Here is a 22,490-nt window from a genome sequence, read left to right on the forward strand (position 1 = left end):
ATAACTTAACAGGACTTTAACTTTACTTAGGAGGGTGTAAATATGGAAAAAACAAAAATTAATACCACCAAAAGTCCAGCTGCAATTGGACCTTACTCCCAGGCTATAAAAGTGGGGAACATGATCTTCACCAGTGGTCAGATTCCCTTTACTCCTGAAGGAGAACTGGTTAGTGAAGATGTCCAGGAACAGGCCCGCCAGTCCCTTACAAACATAAAAAATATCCTCGAAGAAGCAGGCAGCAGTATGGACAAAGTAATAAAATGCACTGTTTTTATTGATGATATTAACGATTTTGGCCTGGTTAATGAAGTTTACCAGGAATTTTTCAATGAACCTTACCCTGCCAGAAGCTGTGTTGAAGTAGCCCACTTACCAAAAGATGTTAAGGTTGAGATTGAAGCTATCGCCCTTGTTTAGTACGAGAAGGTTAAAGATATTCTTCTATAAAAGATTTACATCTTTTGATAATACCTACATCTTTTAATAATATGGATCTTTGATTTTACTAATAAGTTGATGTTTACCAGAAGAAAACCCGCAGGCAGTTAGCCTGCGGGTTTTAGTATTATTAAAGTAATATCTCTTTAACCCTTTTCCCTGTTATTCCGGTCATATTTAGGAACCTTAAACCCTGTTTAATTTAACCTTCCGTTTTCATATACCTTAAAGTAGTTACTTTAAGGTATAAAAACCACAAAATTGTGCTTTGACGTTATACCTACGTTGATGATATTTTATTTGTTCATCTAGTTTAAAGTTATTACTTTAAGGTTACTTTTTTAAAGTTAAAACCCTGATAGAATTGAGTACCGCTAACAGAGCAACCCCGACATCTGCAAAAACAGCGGCCCACATAGTAGCTAGACCAAATAAACCTGCTACGAGAATTAAAAATTTTATCCCGAGCGACATTACAATATTTTGCCAGACTATGCTTCTGGTCCTCCTGGCAATAAAAATTGCTTTCCCGAGTTTAGATGGTTCATCTGTCATTATAACCACATCAGCAGCCTCAACGGCAGCATCTGAACCAAGACCACCCATGGCAATACCGATATCAGCCCGGGCCAGAACCGGGGCATCATTAATACCATCACCCACAAAGGCAACCCGCCCGTGATAGGTCCCATTTAATACCTCTTCAAGTTTGGCCACCTTATCACCGGGTAATAAACTGGCCTCATAATTATCTAACCCCAATCTTTTACTGACAGCAGCCGCTGTTTTTTCCCTGTCACCTGTAAACATGGTTATATCTTCAATACCGAGTTTTTTAAGAGACCTGATGGCTTTTTTAGAATCTGACTTTAATTCATCAGAAATAATAATATAACCGGCATAATCTTTATTTACAGCAACATAAACAATACTTCCTTCACCACTTGCCTCTTTAAATCCGATAACCTTCTCTCTTTCCATTAAGGTCTTATTACCGAGCAGAATCTCTTTCCCATTTATGGTTGCCTCAATCCCCTGTCCCGGTATTTCATTATACCCCTCAATATTTACTAAATCGGGTTCCTTACCATATGCCTCCTTAATGGAATCAGCAACAGGATGATGAGAATAATACTCTGCTGTGGCCGCTAGTTTTAATAGTTTCTCTCCGGTATAATTCCCCGTTGCCGAAACCTCCTGAACCCGGAAAACCCCCCGGGAAAGGGTCCCTGTTTTATCAAAAATAACCCTGGTTATATTGGCCAACCCTTCCAGGTAATTACCCCCTTTTACCAGGATACCATCCCGTGAAGCCCGGCCAATCCCGGCAAAGTAGCCCAGGGGTATTGAAATAACCAGGGCACATGGACACGAAATTACAAGAAACACAAGGCCCCGGTATAGCCAGTTACTAAAACTACTCCCGGGAAAGATCAGGGGAGGGATGAGGGAAATAAAAGCAGCAATTCCGACTACTGCTGGAGTATAATAACGGGCAAATTTAGTGATAAACTTCTCTGTGGCCGCTTTTCTATTACTCGCCTCTTCAACCAGATTCAGGATTCTGGAAACCGTTGATTCCCGGTATTCTTTAATAACCTCAACAGTCAAGACACTGTTCTTATTTATAGCTCCGGCCAGAACCTTATCACCTTTATTAATCGCCCTGGTGACTGATTCCCCTGTTAATGAAGAAGTATCCAGCCTTGACTTTCCCTTTATAACCCTTCCATCCAAGGGAATTCTTTCCCCGGGCTTAATTATTATTTTATCACCAGGCTTTACCTGTTCGGGGGATACCTGAACTATTTTGCCTTCTCTAATTAGATTGGCATAATCGGGTTTTAAATCCATCATCTCTTTAATAGAACGGCGGGAACGCTTGACCGCTCTTTCCTGCAGGTATTCACCTATTTTATAAAATAACATTACAGAAACACCTTCAGCAAATTCACCGACACCAAAGGCCCCCAGGGTAGCTACGGTCATTAAAAAATTCTCATCAAAAAAATTCCTTTTTCCAATATTATAAATAGTTAACTTTAATACACTTCTTCCCACCAGCAAATAGGCCACTGAATAGAGTAAAGGTATACCAAAGGGAACAAAATCAAAGCCTCTGTAATCAAAGTAAAGGGTTAAAGCAAACAGGAGTATACCTGATATAAGTAGCAGATCATAACTTTGATGTTTCCCTTCATTTTCAGATGTTATCTTATTTTTAAGTGTGCTGGTCTCTCCAGCTTTATTTGTCCGGTTTTGATTTTCATTTTGACCTGATGGTTTTACCGTTAAACCAGGTTCTATCCTGTCAGCTATTTCCTGGACCTGACTTATAAGCAGACCAGCTTCAAAATCCGCCTGTTTTTTAAGAAATACTATCAACCGGCCCGTTGACAGGTTTAAAGTGGCATCATAAACCACCGGCAACTCCTTTATTTCCTGTACTATTTTGCCGGCACAATTGGCACAGAAAAGCCCCTCTAACATATATTCTTTTTTAATGAAAGATAATCCCTCTTTTTTGTTATGGGGTAATGTTTCCTGCCTGGTTTTTAAATTAGTCAACATAGTTATCAACCCTTTTTATCTCATATTTGAACAATTATTCATATATTCAATATTAGTATATAATATACAGGTTAGAAGTGTCAATGAAAATGAAGTCAATTAGATGTCCATAGCTTTTTAGATCTTTCAATAATTTCTTCCTGGGGGGGTTTTTCCGGCCAGAGGTCAATAACAGAACCTTCCCTCATGGCAGCAGCAATATTGTAAAAAATCTGTTTATCACTGGCCAGTTCTCTGAGCAATTTTTTAACCTTATCCCTGGTAGTCTGGCCATCATAGGGACAGGGACTCTCCGGGGGATTATAATCCATGTACTTCCGGGCTCTTATAATTTCACTCTCCCGTAAATAAACAAGGGGCCTGATAACATATACCTCGTTCCTGGAAAGATATGTCTTCGGTAAAAAGGTTTTTACCTGCCCGGCATAAAGAATACTCATCAAAAAGGTTTCTACAGCATCATCATAATGATGCCCATAGGCAATCTTATTAAAACCATTTTCTTTCATAAAATCTACAATAGCCCCTTTTCTGAAATGGGCACACCTGGCACATGGTTTTTCAGTTTTCTCACTGAGAATATAGCTGGCAATCTCAGTTTCTAATACATAGTATTTAACACCCAGCCGATCACAGTAATTTTTTAGATAATCAAAATAATTCTTTCCTCCATCAAAACCAAGATCTACCGTAAGAGCTGCTAATCGAAAGTCCAGGGATGCATATCTGTTAATCAGGGCCAGGACATATAATAAAAACGAACTATCTTTGCCCCCCGATAACCCTACCAGAATATTATCCCCCTCTTCAATCATGTCAAATTCTGTAATAGCCCTGGAAACCTTTCTGACATATCTTTTAGGAAGTCTTAATTTCATTGATAGCCCTCCAGTTAATAATGCTTCAATGATTATTAATAATGTCAATTAGTATACAAGTATATAAACCAGTTTCATGGTCACATTTACTACCAGAAAAATCAATCTAGGAAGACTCTGGATAAGAGCTGGAAATAGTTAATTACTATTTTTCTTTTTTTTAGTAACCGGTAATATTCAGCTAACATCTTATCTAATTCTTGACTTTTTTCAAGAATCCTTCTATCCTGGTGAAATTCTTTCCCGGCAGCTATCTGGTGTAGTTCCTGACGTAATTGTTCAATTGCATCCATAAGCTCCTTAATATGTTTCTTATCCATGGTTATAACCCCCCTATACTTAATAATCAGTAATTACAGATTCTATAATCATATTGTACACTATTTGTGCAATTTTATCAATATTAAAATTGCCTTTAATTATTAACTTATTGTTAATTTATGATTAACCATTTTTACAAATATTATTTATTTATGTATATATTTGCACTATTTGTTTACACAATGGGTATTATAAATATGGTATAATAACCCTGGGCTAGGGGGGACTTTATGGAAAAGTTCGGTCAGAAACTGAGGAAATTAAGGAAAGAAAAAAATTTAACCTTACGGGAATTGGGTAATAAACTGAACTTATCTTTTTCATTACTGGCTATGTATGAAAGGGGAGAAAGAACACCATCACTGGATAAACTACTATTAATTGCAGATTTTTTCAACGTATCAACTGACTATCTTCTGGACCATTCGCCCCTGGAAGATCTGAATAGAAAACTGGGTATAATCCCCTATCTTGATAACAATAACTTTAATGGGGATGACAACTCGATAATTTGTGAGGAAAAACTCATCAATTATTATTCCAGAAACTCAATTAACCAGAAATATTTTTATCTTAAGGTTGAAAAAGATGACATGGTCAACAGCAGAATCCATCCAGGGGATCTGGTACTAATACGAAGGCAAAAACACCTTAAAGATGGAGCTGTCGGAGTGGCAATATATAAAGATGAGCTATACATAAGGCGGGTATATAAAAATGATAATTTATATATACTCCAGGCTGATAATCCCGACTATACTCCACTGTTTGCAAGTCAAAAAGAACTTGACATAATCGGTCAAATAATTATGGTAATTTTCAAAGTAAATTAAAAGGAGGATTTATACTATGACCCTGATTTTTATCGGTCTGGGCGGTTTTTTAGGAGCCCTGGCCCGTTATGGAATTACCAGATGGGCAGAAACCAAATGGGAGGGTTTAATGCCCTATGGGACTTTATTAGCAAATGTAATCGGCTCCTTCCTGCTTGGCCTGCTGATGAGCATATTTTTAGAAAAAAATATTCATCCTGGAATAAAAGTTGGTCTAACAACCGGTTTTTTAGGGGCTTTTACAACCTTTTCTACTTTCGGTTATGAAACAGCTTCTCTGATTATAAAGAATAACATTCCTACAGCAGGACTCAATATCTTTGCTAATCTATTTTTAGGTTTACTTTTTGTTTTTATGGGAATTTATCTGGGCAAACTAATATAACTATTATAAAAGTATACCTGCTATAAAGGGAAAAATTTAAGGTATAAACACCCTGAATTTACTTTTTTAAAGCTTAATAACCAAAAATACAACCTCCATAAAAGCAGGGGCGATTTTTAATCGCCCCTTTTTGTATAATTAACCAGGTTACCGATACCTTCTATATAAACCTCCACTTTACTATTCTCTTTTAGAGGGCCAATCCCCCCCGGAGTCCCGGTGATGATAACATCCCCTGGTTTCAAGGTCATTATCCCGGAAATAAAAACAACCAGGTCATAGACATCAAAAATCATCTGGTCAGTATTTGAACCCTGTTTCACTTCCCCATCCACCTTTAATTCTATCCTACCACTACCGGGTTTAAATTCATCTGAAATCACAGGACCTAAAGGTAAAAATGTATCAAAAGATTTTGCCCTTGTCCATTGTCCATCCTTTTTCTGGAGGTCCCTGGCCGTAATATCATTGCCACACGTATACCCCAGAATTACATCTTTTGCTATTTCATGTGAAACATTTCTGGCCTCTTTCTGGATAACAACAGCCAGTTCGGCTTCATAATCAACCCTTCCACTCTGTTCAGGTAATATAATATAATCCTCAGGACCTATTACTGATGTAGGGGGTTTTAAAAAAATAACAGGCTCTTCAGGTATCTCCATATTTAATTCCCGGGCATGGTCATAATAATTTAAACCAACAGCAATAATTTTTGACGGCTGACACGGAGCCAAAAATTTTACATCAGCAACTGAATATGTCTTACTACCATCCTCTTCCCAGCCAGAGAATGGATCCCCTTTGATGGGAATTACCCTGTCCTTTTTTAGCAATCCATAATATTTTTCCCCTTTAAATAAAAACCTTACAAATTTAATTTTCTTCCCACCTCCATACCTATAATTATAATGCATTATCTATTTATTTCTCCTGTTTTTATTTATATCCTTTTTGGGATGTAAATTATGAACAAAGCGGTCCCCGGCCATAATTATCCAGAAGGTAAAAAAAGCCTCAATGACTGGTATTAAAAAACAACATTTTGCCATTAATTACTGAAAATTTTAATGATTGTTGACACCCGATCATTATAATAAACACTGGTGTAAAATGTCTGTACATTAAAAAACACAGGGCAAAAGCCCTGTGTATCTTTCTCTGGATACTGAAATTATACTATTTTAAATTAAACATCAAACTGACTTACGGCCTCGGCTAAATCTTCTGCCAGGTCTGCCAGTCGTTTAGCCCCGGACACAATCTCCTCAGTAGCCGCAATCTGTTCTTCACTGGAGGCAGCAACTTCTTCTGAATTGCCGGCAGCTTCCTGGCTTACAGCAGCTACATCATCTATAGCCTCACTGACCTGCTGACTAATGGTAGTAACTTCGGTAGCATTTTTAGCTACAGTCTCAATAAACTGATTAAGTTTATCGGCAGACCCCTCAATTTCGTTAAAGGCCTTACCGGTCTGTTCTATGGTAGCAACATTGTCATCTACTACCCGGGCACTCTCCTCCATTTTGTTGACAGCCTCGGCGACACTATCCCTTATCTGGCCAATTATATTTGATATCTTTTCAGTAGCCTCCCCGGATTCTTCAGCCAGCTCTCTGATTTCTTCAGCTACAACACTGAAACCCCGGCCGGCTTCTCCAGCCCGGGCTGCTTCAATAGCAGCATTTAAAGCAAGTAAATTAGTCTGGGCTGAAATACCATTAATTAATTCTACAATATTTCCTATTTCCTCTGAAAATTTACCAAGTTTATTAATCAGTTGAGCAACTTCAAGGGACGTATCCTTTACATTATTGGCCTTATCAATGGCTTCAGAAACAGATTCATTACCTTTGTTTATACTTAAAACAACCTCATCTGAGGCATCCTTCATACTAAATGACATTTTTTCCATCCTGTCGACAAGGTTCTTCAGGTCATTCATCTTATTGTTTACCTCTTCAATCTGGGCACTCTGTTCTTCGGCCCCGGAGGCCACATTCTGGATAGCACTTCCTACCTGCCCGGCAGTTTCCCCAACCTGGTCACCTGAAGCGGAAAGCTCCTCACTGGATGAAGCCAGCTGTTCTGAAATATCCATAATTTTTAAAATAATATTCTTTAACCCTTTATACATATTGTTTAAGGCCCGGGAAAGCTGTCCGATTTCATCCCCGCTCTTAACTTTCAGGGTATCAAGCTTAAGGTTTCCCTTCTCGATCTGACTGGCAAATTTTACAGCTTCCAGAACCGGGGTTGTTATAAAACGGGCCATTAAATACGCCGCTATTGCTCCAACCAAAATGGCTACAGCAATTATAGTTAATGAAGAACGGATTGCAGTACCCACCTCAGAAAAAGCCTCATCAGCCGGTAACTGGACAACTGTACCCCAGCCTGTCCTTTCAATAGGGACATAAGCAGCAAGTTTATCTTCCCCTTCATAAGTATATTCCCCGACATCTTTTTTACCCTTAATAACATTTTTAACCGGTTCTAATTCAGAGGCATCATACATATCTTCGGCAAATTTTTGATCAGGATGGCCAATTATCTTTCCAGTGTTTTCAACAATAAAACCATATCCATTTTCACCTGGAGTTACCTGGGAGGCAATTTCACTTAAGATACCGAGCTCAACACTGGCTCCAATAACTCCCACTATCTCCCCATTATTTGTAATCGGACGGGCGTATACAACTATCGGAACACCCCGGCTGCGGGATATCATAACCTCAGAGAAATCACTCTCGCCCCTGATAGCCTTCTGAAAATAACTTCTATCAGACCTGTTTCCGAGTGAACCTTCTGTCTTAAATATTTGCATTCCTGTCTTATCCATTACATATACATTGGCTAAATACTCATTTTCGTTGACTGTTTTCATTAAAATATCTTCCATTAATTCCGGGTCCATACTTTTAACAGCATCTGTTTTTGACACTATCTTTATAATATCTTCACTGGTCTTGACAACATTAACAACCTCTTTAGCCAGGCTTTCGGCGAGTTGCATATTGGTATTATATGTCCTGTCTTCCAGGATGTCTATCTTTTCAGTAACAGATATGTACCCGAAAATAGCCATTGGTATAAGCATTAATACAATAATAAATAGCATTAATTTTACCTTGAATTTCTTATTTAGATTCATATATTATCCCTCCTATGTAACTAAAATATTTTTTAATTTATACTGCATATAATTTTCTGTATACTGTAATAATTTCAATATATTTATAGTCCTGATAAATTTATCTAAATAAACAGTTATTTAATCCAAAGTAGTTATTAATACCCTCCTTTCTCCTGAAACATTACTTAAATTATATATGAATAATGTATTTTTTTCAAAAAATTTATCGATAAATGTAAAGAAATTCACACCTGATTATTAGCCTGCATTGTAATATATAATAAAAATGTAAAGTTGATTACTAATTGTTTCTATATATATTGATATAATGATATTAAATATAAAAGTTTTTTAATCTGGTTGATTTTCCAAAAATATTAAAAAAAGGGTGAGGTTATAATGAAAATAGCTATCATTGGCGGGGTTGCTGCCGGTACCAGTGCTGCTGCTAAAGCCCATCGCGAAAACCCTGAGGCAGAAATTATACTATTTGAAAAGGATGAGAATATATCCTATGCCGGATGTGGACTTCCTTATTATATTTCCGGGGTTACAGACAGCAGGCAGAAGGTAGTTATCAACACACCAGAGGCTTTTACCAAAAAATATAAAGTTGAAGTCCGGACCGGTCATAGAGTTGATGAAATTATTCCTGATAAAAAATTAATAAGATACAGGAACTTAAAAAATAACAGGGATGGTGAATACCGGTATGATAAACTTATAATTACTACCGGGGCCAGTCCCGTAATACCTCCCATACCAGGGATAAAATTAAATAACATTCTCACCTTAAGAACTATTAACCATGCCGATATGATAAAAAATATTTTAAATAAAAATAAACCTGAAAGGGTCAGTATCATCGGAGCAGGCCTGATTGGACTGGAGATGGCTGAATCTTTCAGTAAACTGGGCCTTAAAGTGACAGTAATTGAAAAATTACCACAGGTTCTTCCTCAGTTCAGTCCGGAAATGGCCCAAATTGTGGGTGCCCACCTGAAAGAAAATGGAGTAGATTTATTACTCAAAGACGGAGTAGTTAAGTTTACAGGGGACAATTCTGTTGAAAAGGTAATTACCGAATCCGGACAGGAGATTAAGACCGACCTGGTTCTGGTTTCAGTTGGTATTAGACCCAATGTTGAGCTGGCCCGTAAAGCCGGTATTAAAATTGGACCAACGGGAGCCATTGCCGTTAATAACAAAATGCAAACCTCTTTATCTGACATCTATGCTGCTGGAGATTGTGCCGAGAGTACCGACCTTGTAAGCGGTAAATCTATCTGGGCTCCCCTGGGTTCTACAGCCAATAAACAGGGACGGGTAGCCGGTGAAAATGCAGCCGGTGGAAATAACAGACATGATGGTGTCCTGAAGACTGCGATAACAAAAGTCTTTGATTTAACTGTGGCCAGAACGGGACTTTCTGAAAAAGAAGCCAGTGAAGCCGGTTTTGACCCCATAGGTGTTAAAATCAAAGCTGTAAACCACGCCGGATATTATCCCGGCCTTGATAAACTCCATATAAAAGGAGTTTTCGATAAAAAAACAAAACGAATTATCGGGGCTGAAGTTATCGGGAAAAATGGCGCTGATAAAAGGATAGATGTTTTAAGTACAGCCATTTACAGCAAACTGACAACACATGACCTTTTCCAGCTTGACCTGGCCTATGCCCCACCCTATTCTACCCCGAAAGATGCCGTAGCCAGACTGGGAATGGTTTCCCAGAAGAAATTCAAGTAATATCAGGCCTATTATAAGAAAGGTTAATATAAACACAATTAAATCAGTTATTAAAAACCCTGCCGGTAACCATGGTACCAGCAGGGTATTTACGTCCTCTGATATAAAACCAGGCAAATTCTTATAAACTTTATATTTTGCGATCAGAAAAATCAACCATTATCCTGAATTACATTACTTTAAATAAAAGGTCACCCACATTAACCCCGAGCATACTGGCAACTATGTTGCACTTGGCTTTTAGTAAAAAGAATATAGGCCTTTTTTCATCTGATAATCCCTCCAGATTACCCTGGCCTTTACTGATAACTATATCAGCCGAAAAAAACAGATTAACAAACTCCTGACTGGCCCTGGCAAGTACACATCCAGGAGTATCACAGCCACTGGAAATAAGTCTAGCTTTTTGAGGAATCCCTATTTCCCGTGCCTCTGCCACGGTAACATCATTTAATACCGGAATATCTCTAACTGCATATACGATATCCACCTCAAAATTCATTAATTCTTCGATCAATAACATATCGAATACGGCTTCTCCGGCATTGTCGGCTACAATAAGAACAGTACTACCACTTTTAAGCTTTTCTTTAAAAATATTATAATTACTGTAGGCAAATCCGTTTTCAACAGCATTTTTAACAATATAATCTATATCAACATCAAGGCTGACCCCGGCGTCTATTGAATTACCGGTAGCTGACATAATTAAAGACCCAAGGAGGGGGTCCTCATAACTTTCAATAATTTTTTTAACTTCAGGGTATATCCTGAGGGCATGTCTCATATTTGTATCTTTAAATTTTCGGTACGGGTCATTTACGTTAAGTTTGCTTTTAATAATATGCTGCATCCGGCTTACTATTACCGGGGCTATATCCTCAGAATTTATCTCAGGAATCATCCTGGCATATTCATCGACTATTTCTTTTATAAAAGCTTCATTATCTGTTATCATACGGCTGGCTTCAATGGTCTGGCGTAAGATACATGGTAAACACTCTAATTTTAACTTCATTTATATCTCCTTTCTCAATTTAAGCTTAAGGTTTTTTATAATAATACATAGACATATTTAAACGCATTCATAATAAAAAACATTAATTTATATGTTTTGTTCAGAAAAAATCAATAAAAAAGACCATGAATTTAAATGTAAAATACTATCACTGGTATTCTCAACTGATATAATTATATGAATATTACGGTCATATGTCAACAATGTTTTTCTTCAGGATCTAATAAATCCATATGTCCTGTAAAAAATGTGATTTTGTTAACAAAAACGGGCCTGCTCCAGGGCAGGCCCGTTACTTAAAATATATAATATTTTATTAAATATCCATTATATTATCAGAATATATTTACAGGTCTTCTTCTTTAATTGTATAAGTTGACGGCATAGTTGGACTCCAGTCCATATAAATAGGAGCAGGATAAACAGAGAATCCACCTCTGGCAGTATGTTCAAGGTTTTCAACTAATTTCTCTAACCTATTATAAGGAGTAACAAAGACTATTTCATGGTTTTGAGCTCCCCCGAAAACCCTTTCTCCAGCACAGGGGAAATCAACCCTGGGTTTATTATGTTCTAAAACATAACCAATTGAAGAACATAATGCGCCTTCGGCAACTGAGTCAGCTGAAACCTTCTCTCCAGAATCATAGGCATTGGCATGAATTAATCTTACAATCTGACCGGAATTACCATGAACAACTACAACATCAGGTTCTACAGTCCCCTTTTCCAGAGGTTCAACATACATAGCATCATATTCTTTACCTTTATCCCCAAGTTTAAAGGTATTGGCAAAAAAGTTCTTACCGGCCTCATTGTCTTTACAGTATATACCTACAGCAGCTTCTCCGGTTTTAAAAACATCCGGGGTTTTAATTAATCCTGCACAGGCAGCACCAAAGGAACAGACCATTTTATCAGGAGTACCACTGTTGGCTTTACCCATGGCACGGGCCATATAAACTAGCTGACATATATTCAATTTGCGTTGTAGAGGTTTAAGAGGTAAGTCATCCCGATTCCTGTAAAGCTTGATTGCTACCGGACTGGTATCCAATTTCAAAATCTTTTGAAGTTTCTGGGCTAATTCTTTTTGCATTATTTTTCCCCCTCAATTAGTTTTTAATAGTTGTTAATTTGTAACACATGTTCACAATTATTATATAGCATATGCTCATAAATTGCAATTTTTTTCACAAGCTTTACCGGGGCATCTATCGCTGAATAGTTTAAAAATTTTAAAATAACTCTACTATTTATACAATTAGCTACATTTAAACCCCATTTGTCCTCTTGTATTTTTTATCTATTACTGTTATTATAATGTTTAGTTGTATCTTTACATATGATAATATTTAAAATTAAAAAACTAACTCTGATTATCAATATTATAAAAATGTCAACAAAATTACAATATTTAAATTAATATAATTTTAATGTGTAATACTAAACTAATAAGGAGGAACTAACAATGGTAGAATTAACATTGGATGGTTTATTAAATAATGCCAGTGAAGCTAAAGTTACCAGGGTTAATGTAGAAGAAGGTGAAAAAATAAACAAAGGCGATCTCCTTTTTGAAGTAGAGGCCAATAAAGCCGCCATCCCTGTTGAATCTAACTATGAGGGAAAAATTACTAAAATTGCTGTAAAAGAAGGAGATGTAGTTAAAAAGGGTGACCTTCTGGCTACCATAGAAGAAACAGAAGGTGAGGCTAATCAAAAACAGGAAGATACCAATCCTGAAAAAGCAGGCAATGCTATGGAAGCTGACATTACTATTATCGGGGCAGGCCCCGGTGGTTATGTAGCTGCCATTAAAGCAGCCCAGATGGGAGCTAAGGTAGTCCTGGTAGAAAAGGATAAACTGGGAGGTACCTGTCTCAATCGTGGCTGTATACCTACTAAAGCCCTGGTCCGGTCTGCTGAAATATATAACTACCTGAAAGAAGCAGATGATTTTGGCTGCCATGCCGAAAATATCTCCCTTAATATGAAAAAGGTTATTAAAAGAAAGGATAAAATTGTTTCCCGCCTTGTCAAGGGTATTGAATTTCTCATGAGGAAAAATGGTGTTAAAGTCATCCAGGGAAGTGGTCAGATTAAAGACCCCGAAACAGTCTATGTTAAAAAAGATAATGGTGATGTAGTCATTAACACCAGTAATATAATAATTGCTACCGGTTCAGTACCGGCCCATCTCCCCATTGAAGGAGCAGATTTACCGGGAGTTATTAACAGTGCTGAAGCCCTTGAGCTGGAAGAACTACCTGAAAAAATGGTCATAGTCGGTGGTGGTGTCATTGGAATGGAATTTGCTTTTATCTTTAACAGTTTTGGAGTTGACGTTACTGTTGTCGAATACCTTGATGATATCCTGGCCAGCAATGATTCTGACATCTGTAGTGAAATTACATCAATAGCTGAAAATAGAAATATTAAAATATTCACCGGATCAAGGGTAGAAAAAATTAACGAAACTGAAGATGGTAAATATATTGTCTCGTTTACACAGAATGATAAAAATAAATTTGTTACTGGAGATAAAGTCTTAATGGCTGTTGGTAGAAAACCCTTCTTTGAAGGAATCGGAGTTGAAGAACTGGGACTGGAACTTAATGAAAAGGGTCGGGGTATAAAGGTTAATGATAAGATGCAAACCAGTATTCCCAATATATATGCCATCGGTGATGTCACCAGTAAAATTTTACTGGCCCATGCTGCCTCCCACCAGGGTATAGTGGCTGTTAAAAACATAATGGGAGAAGAATGCAAGATGGATTATGGGGCTATTCCCGGCGCTGTCTTTACCGACCCCGAGATTGCCACAGTAGGGTATAATGAAAAAACAGCTACAGAAGCAGGCATTGAATATAATGTTGGGGTATTTCCCTTTAAAGCCAATGGTAAAGTCCTAACCCTTGGTGAAAACAAAGGTTTTATAAAAATACTTACTGAAAAAGACACAGATAAGGTTATCGGTTGTTCCATGATAGGACCACATTCCACTGATTTGATTGCTGAAGTTACCCTGGCTGTTAAAAATGGCCTCAGAGCTGAAGACATAGCCGAAACCATTCATGCTCATCCAACAACAGCAGAGGTAATCCATGAAGCGGCTCTGTCTGCTTATGAAAAACCACTCCATACTTTTCAATAAGTTGAAATGCAAACAATTTAAGTTTTTAATCCCCATTCAGAACTCCCACCCAGAGATGCTAATTATGCCAGGAAAACCATTAAAGAACGGGCTCCGTTATCGAAGGAGCCCGTTCTTTTTTAAGAACTCTTCAATTCTTTTTACAAGGTGTTTCCCATCATCTACATCGAGTGACATTCTTTCAACAGGACACATACCCGTCCCTTCCCGGTTTTTAATAAAAGGTGTTCTCTCCCGGTAATTATAGCTTACTCCGTTTTGTTCTAATAACCTGATGGCCTCTTTTGATATTAACCTGGCATATATTTCTTTAATTCCGTAAGCTACACAGAGTAAAGCCGCCGCTCGCCCAATGACCCTGTCGGCCAGACTGGCATCTTCAAGCTCGTGGGCCAGATCAGTTACTGCCATATATATGGGTTTTATTCCATTATCATCACTGACAAATAAAACCTTACCTTCTTTAACTATTACTAATGTCCTCTCTTCTCTTTCCAGAATTTTTCTGGCTATATTCAGGTCATTATTCATTTTCGTCTTCTCCTTCCCCAGGAAATCTGCGTTATATAAGCCTTTCATAATAAAAATTTATATTATAAAAATTTATATTTTATTTGCTTCTCAGCACTTTATAAGCTATTTTTCATAAAAAATATATATTTAGCAAAAAATCAATCATAAAAGTCCATACTATACTGAAAGCTCCCTTTATATTAAATCATAAAAAAACCTGTATATAAAGATATAACAAATATAATTAAACCAGTTTTTAAAAGTATGTTAGTTTATCTGACCTCACCCATCGTTAAATTAACACCAAAAAAGGCTTCAATGAGGGCTCTTTAAAGCAATTATAAAATAAAAAACCCCCATCAGCATTTGATAGGGGTTTTATTATCTGGTTAATATCCATAATAACCAATATAATCAATGGCGGAGGGAGTGGGACTCGAACCCACACACCCTTACGGGCTTCACCGGATTTCAAGTCCGGCCCCTTGCCAATTCGGACATCCCTCCACTTAATCCGATATAAATTTTACTATATATAATCGGGTTTGTCAAGAGCCAGTTTTTTTACTGTGAAACCGGCCACATACCGGAAAATATCAGAGGGATACCGAATATTTAAAAGTATATTATAATTTTTCTCTTCTTTAATAACCTTAATCTATTCTTCTCTTTTTTACCTTACTCTGTCCTGCTTTTGCGGTAGTAATTAATCAAACACCCATCCAGGATAACCTGCCGCTGATCCGGGCTGAGGTTCTTTATTTTTAATTTAATATCAACCCTGTGAGCACCATCTATAATATACCCAGTTATTGATTCATTACCATCTGCGAGCTTCTGGCGGATCTGGGGCAAGTAGAGATAGGCCTCTTTCTTTATCTTATCCTTTTCGTCAGCATCAATGGTAAAGGGCACCATTCCCCAGTTAATAACATTACTGCGATAACGCTTGGTGGCATACTCCAGGGCTATATTGGCCCAGCCACCCAGTACCTTCTGACAGGAAGCAGCCTGTTCCCGGGCTGAACCATCACCGGGTTTATTGGCATAAATAACACTGCCGAATGACGTCTTTTTAACCCAGTCCCGGTAATTAATCTCAGGGTTAACCAGGTTATAGAGGTTTTTAAGTTCATCCATATCAAGATTCCCGTCTTCCAGAGCCCTTAATCTCAGTTTTTCAATTCCCTGAATCTTTTTGGCCCTGTTTACATAACCGGGATCCTTTCTGTAGAGAGTAAACTCAGCCAGCCTGATGGGGTTAGACCGGTATGAAGATGTCTCCCCTGAAGGAATTAATTCATCGGTCGTGGTCACCGGGTCATCTATAACCGATGCTATCTGGAGCAATAAGTTGTCCGGTAATGAAATCATCTGGGGCCAGTCCTTTATATTCGGCCCGTATTTTAATTCTTTTTGCGGATCTGGCTTGCCGTAACCGGCATAAACACGTTTTTCATAAATCCCCTTATCAAAATGATAACCCGGGTCAACCTCAGGAATATCTATTTCCGTAGCGGGTGTTAATATACCACCATTTAGAGCAGTGGCTGCAATAGAGCGGGTATCCATCAAACCTACCCAGGCAATCTGACCTTCACCTGGTTTTGACCCTTCCCGGTTCGGGAAATTACGAGTTGTATGTCGAATACTGAAACCATTGTTGGCAGGAACATCCCCTGCCCCAAAACAGGGCCCGCAAAATGCAGTCCTGGTAATTACACCGGCTTCCATTAATTTATTTATATAACCATTCCTGTTTAACTCTATATTAACTGGTTGACTGGCCGGGTAAACACTGAGAGAAAAAGGACCATTGCCGATTGACCCTGACTCCAGCATCTTCGCCATAACCGCAATATTCTCATATGTCCCTCCAGAACAACCGGCCACAACCCCCTGGTCTACTTTGACCCTGCCGTCAACTATTTTGCCTGTTAACCGCCCTTTAACACTGACATTAGTCAGCTGTTTAGCAACATCGTTCTCTACCTTACTCAGGATATCATGGGGGTTATTATTTAATTCAGATATTTTATAAACATTGCTTGGATGGAAGGGAAGGGCAATCATGGGTTCAATCTTACTTAAATCTACAATGATAAAACCATCATAATAAGCGACTTCACCGGGCTTCAACTCCTGATACTCATTCTCCCTACCGTGAATTTTGTAGTATTCCCTGACCCTGTCATCTGTAGACCAGATAGAACTTAAACAGGAAGTTTCAGTAGTCATGACATCGATACCATTTCTGTAATCAATGGAGAGTTCCTCTATTCCGGGACCAACAAATTCCATAACCTTATTTTTGACAAAACCTGATGAAAAAACCTCCCCGATTATGGCCAGGGCAACATCCTGTGGCCCCACTCCCTTACGGGGCTTCCCGGTTAAATAGACACAGATAACCTCAGGACGGGGAATATCATAGGTCCTGTTCAGGAGCTGTTTCACAAGTTCGGGGCCACCTTCACCTATTCCCATCGTTCCCAGGGCACCATACCTGGTATGACTGTCAGACCCCAGAATCATCTTGCCACACCCTGTCATCATTTCCCGCATATATTGATGAATAACCGCCAGGTGAGCAGGAACATAGTATCCCCCGAATTTTCGAGCTGCCGTAAGACCAAAAACATGGTCATCCTCGTTAATAGTACCCCCGACAGCACACAGGCTGTTATGACAGTTTGTCAGGACATATGGTAGCGGAAATTCCTTTAATCCACTGGCCTTTGCCGTCTGGATAATACCGACATAGGTGATATCATGTGAAGCCATAGCATCAAATTTAATATTAAGGGTTTCATCACCACTTCCGGTATCATGATCTATCAGGATTTGATAAGCCATCGTATTATTCCGGGCCACCTCAGGATTTAGACCATCTAAATTAGTATCAGATAAAGGAGATTGATTTGCTTTTTCCAGTTCCTTATTAATGGATTTTAAATCCTTAAGACTATCCCTGATAATCCTTCCTTTAATTAAATAAGCACCCTTTTTTTTAAGTTTAATCAAAATAACTACCTCCTTCATACTCACTTCTTTATTTTTTTATATTTTATTTTTTTATACCTGTACAAAAACATCTTCAAACCCCACTCCCCCGGGTAGGGTTTGAAGTAAAGGTTTAATTACATTCTTATCTCACAATTTCTACTCTATAACAGAGCTGGTTTAAAGTCAAAATATATTCATTTCCTGCCTGTAATAATATTAACTGACTTTAAGGTTTAAAGTTAAGGTTTAATTACATCCATACCCATATAGGGTCTTAACACTTCAGGTACAGTAATACTCCCGTCTTCATTCTGGTAATTTTCCATAATGGCAGCCACCGTTCTGCCAATAGCAAGCCCCGAACCATTCAGAGTGTGGACATACTCGGCTTTAGCCCCTGGCTCAGGCCTGAATCTGATTCCAGCCCGCCTGGCCTGAAAGTCTTTAAAGTTACTGCAGGAAGAAATCTCCCGATAGGTATCATAGGCCGGCATCCAGACCTCAATATCATAGGTTTTGGCCGAGGAGAAGGTTAAATCACCGGTGCAGAGAGTAACTACCCGGTAGGGAAGCTCTAGCATCTGTAATATTTCCTCAGCATTACGGGTCAGCTTTTCTAATTCCTCAAAAGATTTATCAGGATGAACAAATTTAACCAGTTCTACCTTATTAAACTGATGCTGTCTGATAATTCCCCTTGTATCCCGTCCATGGGCTCCGGCTTCTGCTCTGAAACAGGCACTGTAAGCAACATGATATACTGGAAGGTCTTCAGCATTCAATATTTCATCCCGGTAAAGATTGGTTACAGGCACTTCTGCTGTTGGAATAAGGTAATAATCGGTTCCCTCAACCTTAAACATATCGCCGGCAAATTTTGGTAACTGTCCGGTTCCGATACAGCTATCACTGTTTACCATAAAAGGTGGAAATATCTCCGTATAACCATTTTGGGTATGGTGGTCAATCATAAAACTAATCAGGCTTCTTTCCAGACGGGCACCGGCTCCCTTAAGGAAGGTAAACCTGGCTCCAGATACCTTGCTACCCCTTTCAAAGTCGAGAATATCCAGTGCTTCTCCAAGGTCCCAGTGGGGTTTAAACTCAAAATCAAACTTGCGGGGTTCACCCCAGCGCCGAACCTCTACATTATCATCTTCATCTTCTCCCACAGGAACGCTGTCATGGGGCATATTTGGTATAGATAAAACAACCTGCTGTAATCTCTCTTCTATCCCTCTTAATTCCTCATCATATTTCTTAATAGTGGCCGAAACCTCTTTCATCTCTGCAATAATATCACTGGCATCTTCACCGGCCCTTTTTAACTCCCCAATTTTACTGGAAACAACATTCCGTTTGTGTTTTAACTGTTCTACTTCCTGAATAATTTCCCTCCTTTTCTCATCCAGTTCCTTAAATTCATCGAGGGGGGCTTCAGTCCCTCTTCTTTTAAGCATATCAGCCACGGTTTCAAGATTTTCCCTGATGAACTTCATATCTAACATTTTACCACCCTCCTTTTTTAAATCAAAAAAACTTCCATCCCTGAACAGGGACGGAAGTTTAATTATTTCCGCGGTGCCACCCTGATGGCTAAACTAATCTTGTATAAACACACAGGTTTTAGTTTAACCACTCTGGGGCTATAACGGGCTTAACCCGGGTCTAGCTACTCTGGACTCAGGGCCACTTTCCTCGACCACATACAGGTTCACCAGACCACTCCTGGGGGGATTCTGAACCCTTTCTGGCTAATTTCCACCAACCATTAGCTCTCTATAACAGAAAGAATACCTACTATTCCCAGTCATCGTATTACCAGAATTTATTTTTTTACTATTATAATATATATTTTATTTAAATTCAAATGTTTTTTTAAATGTCTCCTCTTTTCTTTTTAACCAGAAAACTGGCAACCTCATCACCTGAAGTCCCCCGACCAAAGCCAGCATCCATTCCGGCTTCTACAGCAATATCATTACTGACCTGGGTCCCACCGGCTACTAATATTACTTTATCCCTTATTCCCTTCTCTATACATAAATCATTTAGTTTTCTCATATTAATACGGTGAATATCGTTGTGGGTAATTATAGTACTGATCAAGATAGCATCAGCATTGGTCTCAATGGCAGCATCGACCACTTTACTTACAGGAACCGAAGTCCCCAGGTAGGTAACTTTAAACCCATATTTTTCGATACCACCATGTTTAATATCAATAATCTCCCTTAACCCTACTGAGTGTTCATCTTTACCTACCGTTGCCGCTACAACCCTCATGGGGTTTTCGTCAATAAACTCCCTTATTTCATCATCGGGGAGGGGTTTTTGCTTTTCAGGAATTCTCAGTTTATCAACCTCAATATCAAAATCCACCTGCCCTTTTACCTCAAGGAGGGTACCCTCAGCCGGGTGCATAACCTCCTTATGTATCACTTCAGGATTTTTCAGGCCCATTTTTCTGGCTATTTCCAGGGCGGCTACTTCTGCAACATCCTGGTTAATGGGCAGGAAGATAGTAATATTAACCCAGCCATCTGCCAACCATTCCACTTCCGGTTTTAAAAGGTTACCTTTACGGTATTTTTTATTTTTTTCAAGCCGTTTATGGACATTGTCCTCATCATCAAGTTCATCTATAAAGTCAATTTTATCTGGATTATGAAGGGTACAGCCACCTATCAGGTCACATGGTTTTTCCAGTTCTTCTGGTATATTATTCTCCCCGAAGTGGTCACATACCGGAGCCAGGTAATCATCATCCCTGGGGACAATTGTTCCTGCTGCTACCCCGCCATCTATTTCCCGGGCAATACCATCACCATTTCTTTCTGGATACCTTCCAGAATCAACGAAAAAACCTGACTCTACAGCTTTAAAGTATCCTCCAACTTTAAGGATTTCTTCCAGGAATAATACAGCTCGCTCCTTCAACTCCCTGGCTTTAACTTTAAGGTAACCCTCCTCCTTAACCTCTACAACCTCTTTCAGACCATCCATGCCGGCAAAGGCCTGTTTTGCTGTATCCACAGCCTGAATATTGTTGTAATGCCAGGGTACATTCCTTCCTTCATCCGGAGTAATAGTGCTCTGAATATCAGCTGAAGTCAGTTTTGTTATCAACAGGTTTAAAGTATGGGTTACAGTAGCCTCTCTTAAAGATGACTCCATGTATTTAGTATTCTGCTGGGCCCTGAAACGAAAACCTTCAAATAAATCCCTGAGGGCCACAGCATAGGGAAGATTTATCCAGATATCGGGTGATGGTGACGCAGTCGGTGGCACTGTTGACAGGGCTATCCTGTCTTTAGGAATACCTATTTTCAAAGAAAATAATGAATTTATAGCATGCTGTACAAATAATTCGGGCATAACCTTCCAGGCTTCCCGGGCCGTAGCATTGGCATTATGGGCCCCATCTATCTGGAGCAGACCGGCTCCGGCCATAATTCTTTTAGCCTCAGCTGCATCGACAAAAGAGCGAAGCATATTGACATCACGGTACAGAACATTATATTGCGGATCCTGATGAGCACCATTAACACCCTCCTCTGCAAAGAGAACCGCAATCTCAGGACCGGCCACACCGCTGACATAGGAATGAAAATTAATAGGTCGGCCCACTTCATCCTCAATTAAGTCCAGAGCCTTTCTGGTAGCCCTGATCTGTTTCCTGGTTATGGGGATACCCCCAACCCCTTCAGGAGTACCTTCAATAAGTCCATCAAAATGACTCTGTCCAGCAGTCCTGATAACCATGATATGGTCAGCTCCATGCCAGGCTGCCATCCTCATTCTCCTGATATCATCCTCAAACCGGCCAGAAGCTATCTCGGTGGTAATTACCTGCTCAGGTTGGGGGTCAATCCCACCAAAGTTTTTGGCTGCTGGAAGGGGAACACTGTTTTTTAAATTTTCGCTGGTATCCTTATAGACAAAATCTCCGATCTTATGATTTTCTACTTTCTTACGCCAGGTCCAGCCCTTACGGCGAGGCCGATAATTTTCAAGATCTTTTAATATTTCCTCGATGTCAAGTTTTTCAGTAGGCTTCAGCTTTTTCACGTCCGGTCACCCCCCTCAAAAAGACCTCGTAATTCTTCTACCGACCTCTTACCCTGGCTAATTGAAACCCCGGCTTCCTTTACCGGAATACCCTCTTTCTGTGACAGTTTTAAAACAACATGGCCCGCTCCTTTTCCCAGCAGGCCTGCTTCCACAACCTTGTTGACTATGGCCTTGGCCTCAAGACTATTAAAACCCATTCTCAACAGGACAGATCTTTCAATAGATTCGGAAGTATGGGTCCTGGCCAGTTCCAGCAAGGGATCAACAATCTTTTCAGTTAATTGCCAGAACCTTTCATTTAATTCTTTATCAGAAAGCTCCTTAAGGTGTTTTCTCCTCTGCTCAAAATCATCTTCTCTTTTAATCCCCATAATTTTCCTCCTTCCCTGACTTAAATCCCATCCT

The 22,490-nt window shown here is 39.1% G+C and carries 17 protein-coding genes, 1 tRNA gene and 1 other annotated feature; of the genes, 5 read left to right on the plus strand and 13 right to left on the minus strand.

Features of this window, described 5'->3' with window-relative positions; all coding sequences use genetic code 11:
* The first annotated feature begins 42 nt into the window (after positions 1-42).
* Complete coding sequence (locus HORE_RS10820; protein WP_015923806.1) at positions 43-420, plus strand: RidA family protein; 378 nt, start codon at positions 43-45, stop codon at positions 418-420.
* Positions 421-774: 354 nt separating this feature from the next.
* On the opposite strand, the gene HORE_RS10825 is transcribed toward HORE_RS10820, so the two are convergent.
* From HORE_RS10825 to HORE_RS10835, 3 genes are all read right to left on the minus strand, one after another.
* Positions 775-3,012, minus strand: a complete 2,238-nt coding sequence (locus tag HORE_RS10825) for a heavy metal translocating P-type ATPase (protein WP_015923807.1) — start codon at positions 3,010-3,012, stop codon at positions 775-777.
* A gap of 95 nt (positions 3,013-3,107) precedes the next feature.
* Positions 3,108-3,890, minus strand: coding sequence for a tRNA 2-thiocytidine(32) synthetase TtcA (locus HORE_RS10830; protein WP_015923808.1), 783 nt, complete (start codon positions 3,888-3,890; stop codon positions 3,108-3,110).
* 101 nt (positions 3,891-3,991) lie between these two features.
* Positions 3,992-4,210, minus strand: a complete 219-nt coding sequence (locus HORE_RS10835) for an aspartyl-phosphate phosphatase Spo0E family protein (protein ID WP_041606110.1) — start codon at positions 4,208-4,210, stop codon at positions 3,992-3,994.
* Between the two features lie 231 nt (positions 4,211-4,441).
* On the opposite strand from HORE_RS10835, the gene HORE_RS12570 reads away from it, so the two are divergent.
* Together HORE_RS12570 and crcB are read left to right on the plus strand one after the other, a co-directional pair.
* Positions 4,442-5,044, plus strand: a complete 603-nt coding sequence (locus tag HORE_RS12570) for a helix-turn-helix domain-containing protein (RefSeq protein ID WP_015923809.1) — start codon at positions 4,442-4,444, stop codon at positions 5,042-5,044.
* Positions 5,045-5,060: 16 nt separating this feature from the next.
* Positions 5,061-5,429 carry a fluoride efflux transporter CrcB gene (gene crcB / locus HORE_RS10845; RefSeq protein ID WP_015923810.1) on the plus strand — a complete coding sequence of 123 codons (369 nt, stop codon included), beginning with the start codon at positions 5,061-5,063 and terminating at the stop codon, positions 5,427-5,429.
* A gap of 116 nt (positions 5,430-5,545) precedes the next feature.
* On the opposite strand, the gene HORE_RS10850 is transcribed toward crcB, so the two are convergent.
* The gene (locus HORE_RS10850) at positions 5,546-6,346 is read right to left on the minus strand and encodes a fumarylacetoacetate hydrolase family protein (RefSeq protein WP_015923811.1); all 801 of its coding nucleotides are present in this window, start codon (positions 6,344-6,346) and stop codon (positions 5,546-5,548) included.
* Between the two features lie 272 nt (positions 6,347-6,618).
* The gene (locus tag HORE_RS10855) at positions 6,619-8,583 is read right to left on the minus strand and encodes a methyl-accepting chemotaxis protein (protein ID WP_015923813.1); all 1,965 of its coding nucleotides are present in this window, start codon (positions 8,581-8,583) and stop codon (positions 6,619-6,621) included.
* A 381-nt stretch (positions 8,584-8,964) separates the two neighbouring features.
* Here HORE_RS10855 and HORE_RS10860 point away from each other — a divergent pair, with 381 nt between their 5' ends.
* Complete coding sequence (locus HORE_RS10860) at positions 8,965-10,314, plus strand: FAD-dependent oxidoreductase (RefSeq protein ID WP_015923814.1); 1,350 nt, start codon at positions 8,965-8,967, stop codon at positions 10,312-10,314.
* A 169-nt stretch (positions 10,315-10,483) separates the two neighbouring features.
* Here HORE_RS10860 and HORE_RS10865 read toward each other — a convergent pair whose 3' ends face one another.
* Together HORE_RS10865 and HORE_RS10870 are read right to left on the minus strand one after the other, a co-directional pair.
* A complete protein-coding gene (locus HORE_RS10865; protein ID WP_015923815.1) occupies positions 10,484-11,332 on the minus strand; it encodes a damage-control phosphatase ARMT1 family protein in 849 nt (282 codons plus the stop codon).
* Positions 11,333-11,678: 346 nt separating this feature from the next.
* Positions 11,679-12,431, minus strand: a complete 753-nt coding sequence (locus HORE_RS10870) for a DUF169 domain-containing protein (RefSeq protein ID WP_015923816.1) — start codon at positions 12,429-12,431, stop codon at positions 11,679-11,681.
* Positions 12,432-12,803: 372 nt separating this feature from the next.
* Here HORE_RS10870 and lpdA point away from each other — a divergent pair, with 372 nt between their 5' ends.
* Positions 12,804-14,492: a dihydrolipoyl dehydrogenase gene (gene lpdA / locus HORE_RS10875; RefSeq protein ID WP_015923817.1), complete on the plus strand. Its 1,689-nt coding sequence runs from the start codon at positions 12,804-12,806 to the stop codon at positions 14,490-14,492.
* Between the two features lie 96 nt (positions 14,493-14,588).
* On the opposite strand, the gene HORE_RS10880 is transcribed toward lpdA, so the two are convergent.
* From HORE_RS10880 to HORE_RS10905, 6 genes are all read right to left on the minus strand, one after another.
* Complete coding sequence (locus HORE_RS10880; RefSeq protein WP_015923818.1) at positions 14,589-15,023, minus strand: DUF1893 domain-containing protein; 435 nt, start codon at positions 15,021-15,023, stop codon at positions 14,589-14,591.
* Positions 15,024-15,423: 400 nt separating this feature from the next.
* A tRNA-Ser gene (locus HORE_RS10885) sits at positions 15,424-15,512 on the minus strand.
* Positions 15,513-15,683: 171 nt separating this feature from the next.
* Positions 15,684-18,029 carry a hydratase gene (locus HORE_RS10890; protein WP_015923819.1) on the minus strand — a complete coding sequence of 782 codons (2,346 nt, stop codon included), beginning with the start codon at positions 18,027-18,029 and terminating at the stop codon, positions 15,684-15,686.
* Positions 18,030-18,250: 221 nt separating this feature from the next.
* The gene (serS, locus tag HORE_RS10895; protein WP_015923820.1) at positions 18,251-19,519 is read right to left on the minus strand and encodes a serine--tRNA ligase; all 1,269 of its coding nucleotides are present in this window, start codon (positions 19,517-19,519) and stop codon (positions 18,251-18,253) included.
* A gap of 43 nt (positions 19,520-19,562) precedes the next feature.
* Positions 19,563-19,834: a binding site (T-box leader), on the minus strand.
* 55 nt (positions 19,835-19,889) lie between these two features.
* Positions 19,890-22,082: a D-ornithine 4,5-aminomutase subunit OraE gene (gene oraE / locus HORE_RS10900; RefSeq protein WP_015923821.1), complete on the minus strand. Its 2,193-nt coding sequence runs from the start codon at positions 22,080-22,082 to the stop codon at positions 19,890-19,892.
* Entirely contained in the window at positions 22,079-22,456 is a 378-nt protein-coding gene (locus HORE_RS10905; protein WP_015923822.1) for an ornithine aminomutase subunit alpha, read from the minus strand. The genes oraE and HORE_RS10905 overlap by 4 nt, the downstream gene beginning before the upstream one ends.
* Positions 22,457-22,490 lie beyond the last annotated feature (34 nt).

Origin of the sequence: Halothermothrix orenii H 168, assembly GCF_000020485.1 — a bacterium.
In the GTDB taxonomy this organism is placed as follows: domain Bacteria; phylum Bacillota; class Halanaerobiia; order Halanaerobiales; family Halothermotrichaceae; genus Halothermothrix; species Halothermothrix orenii.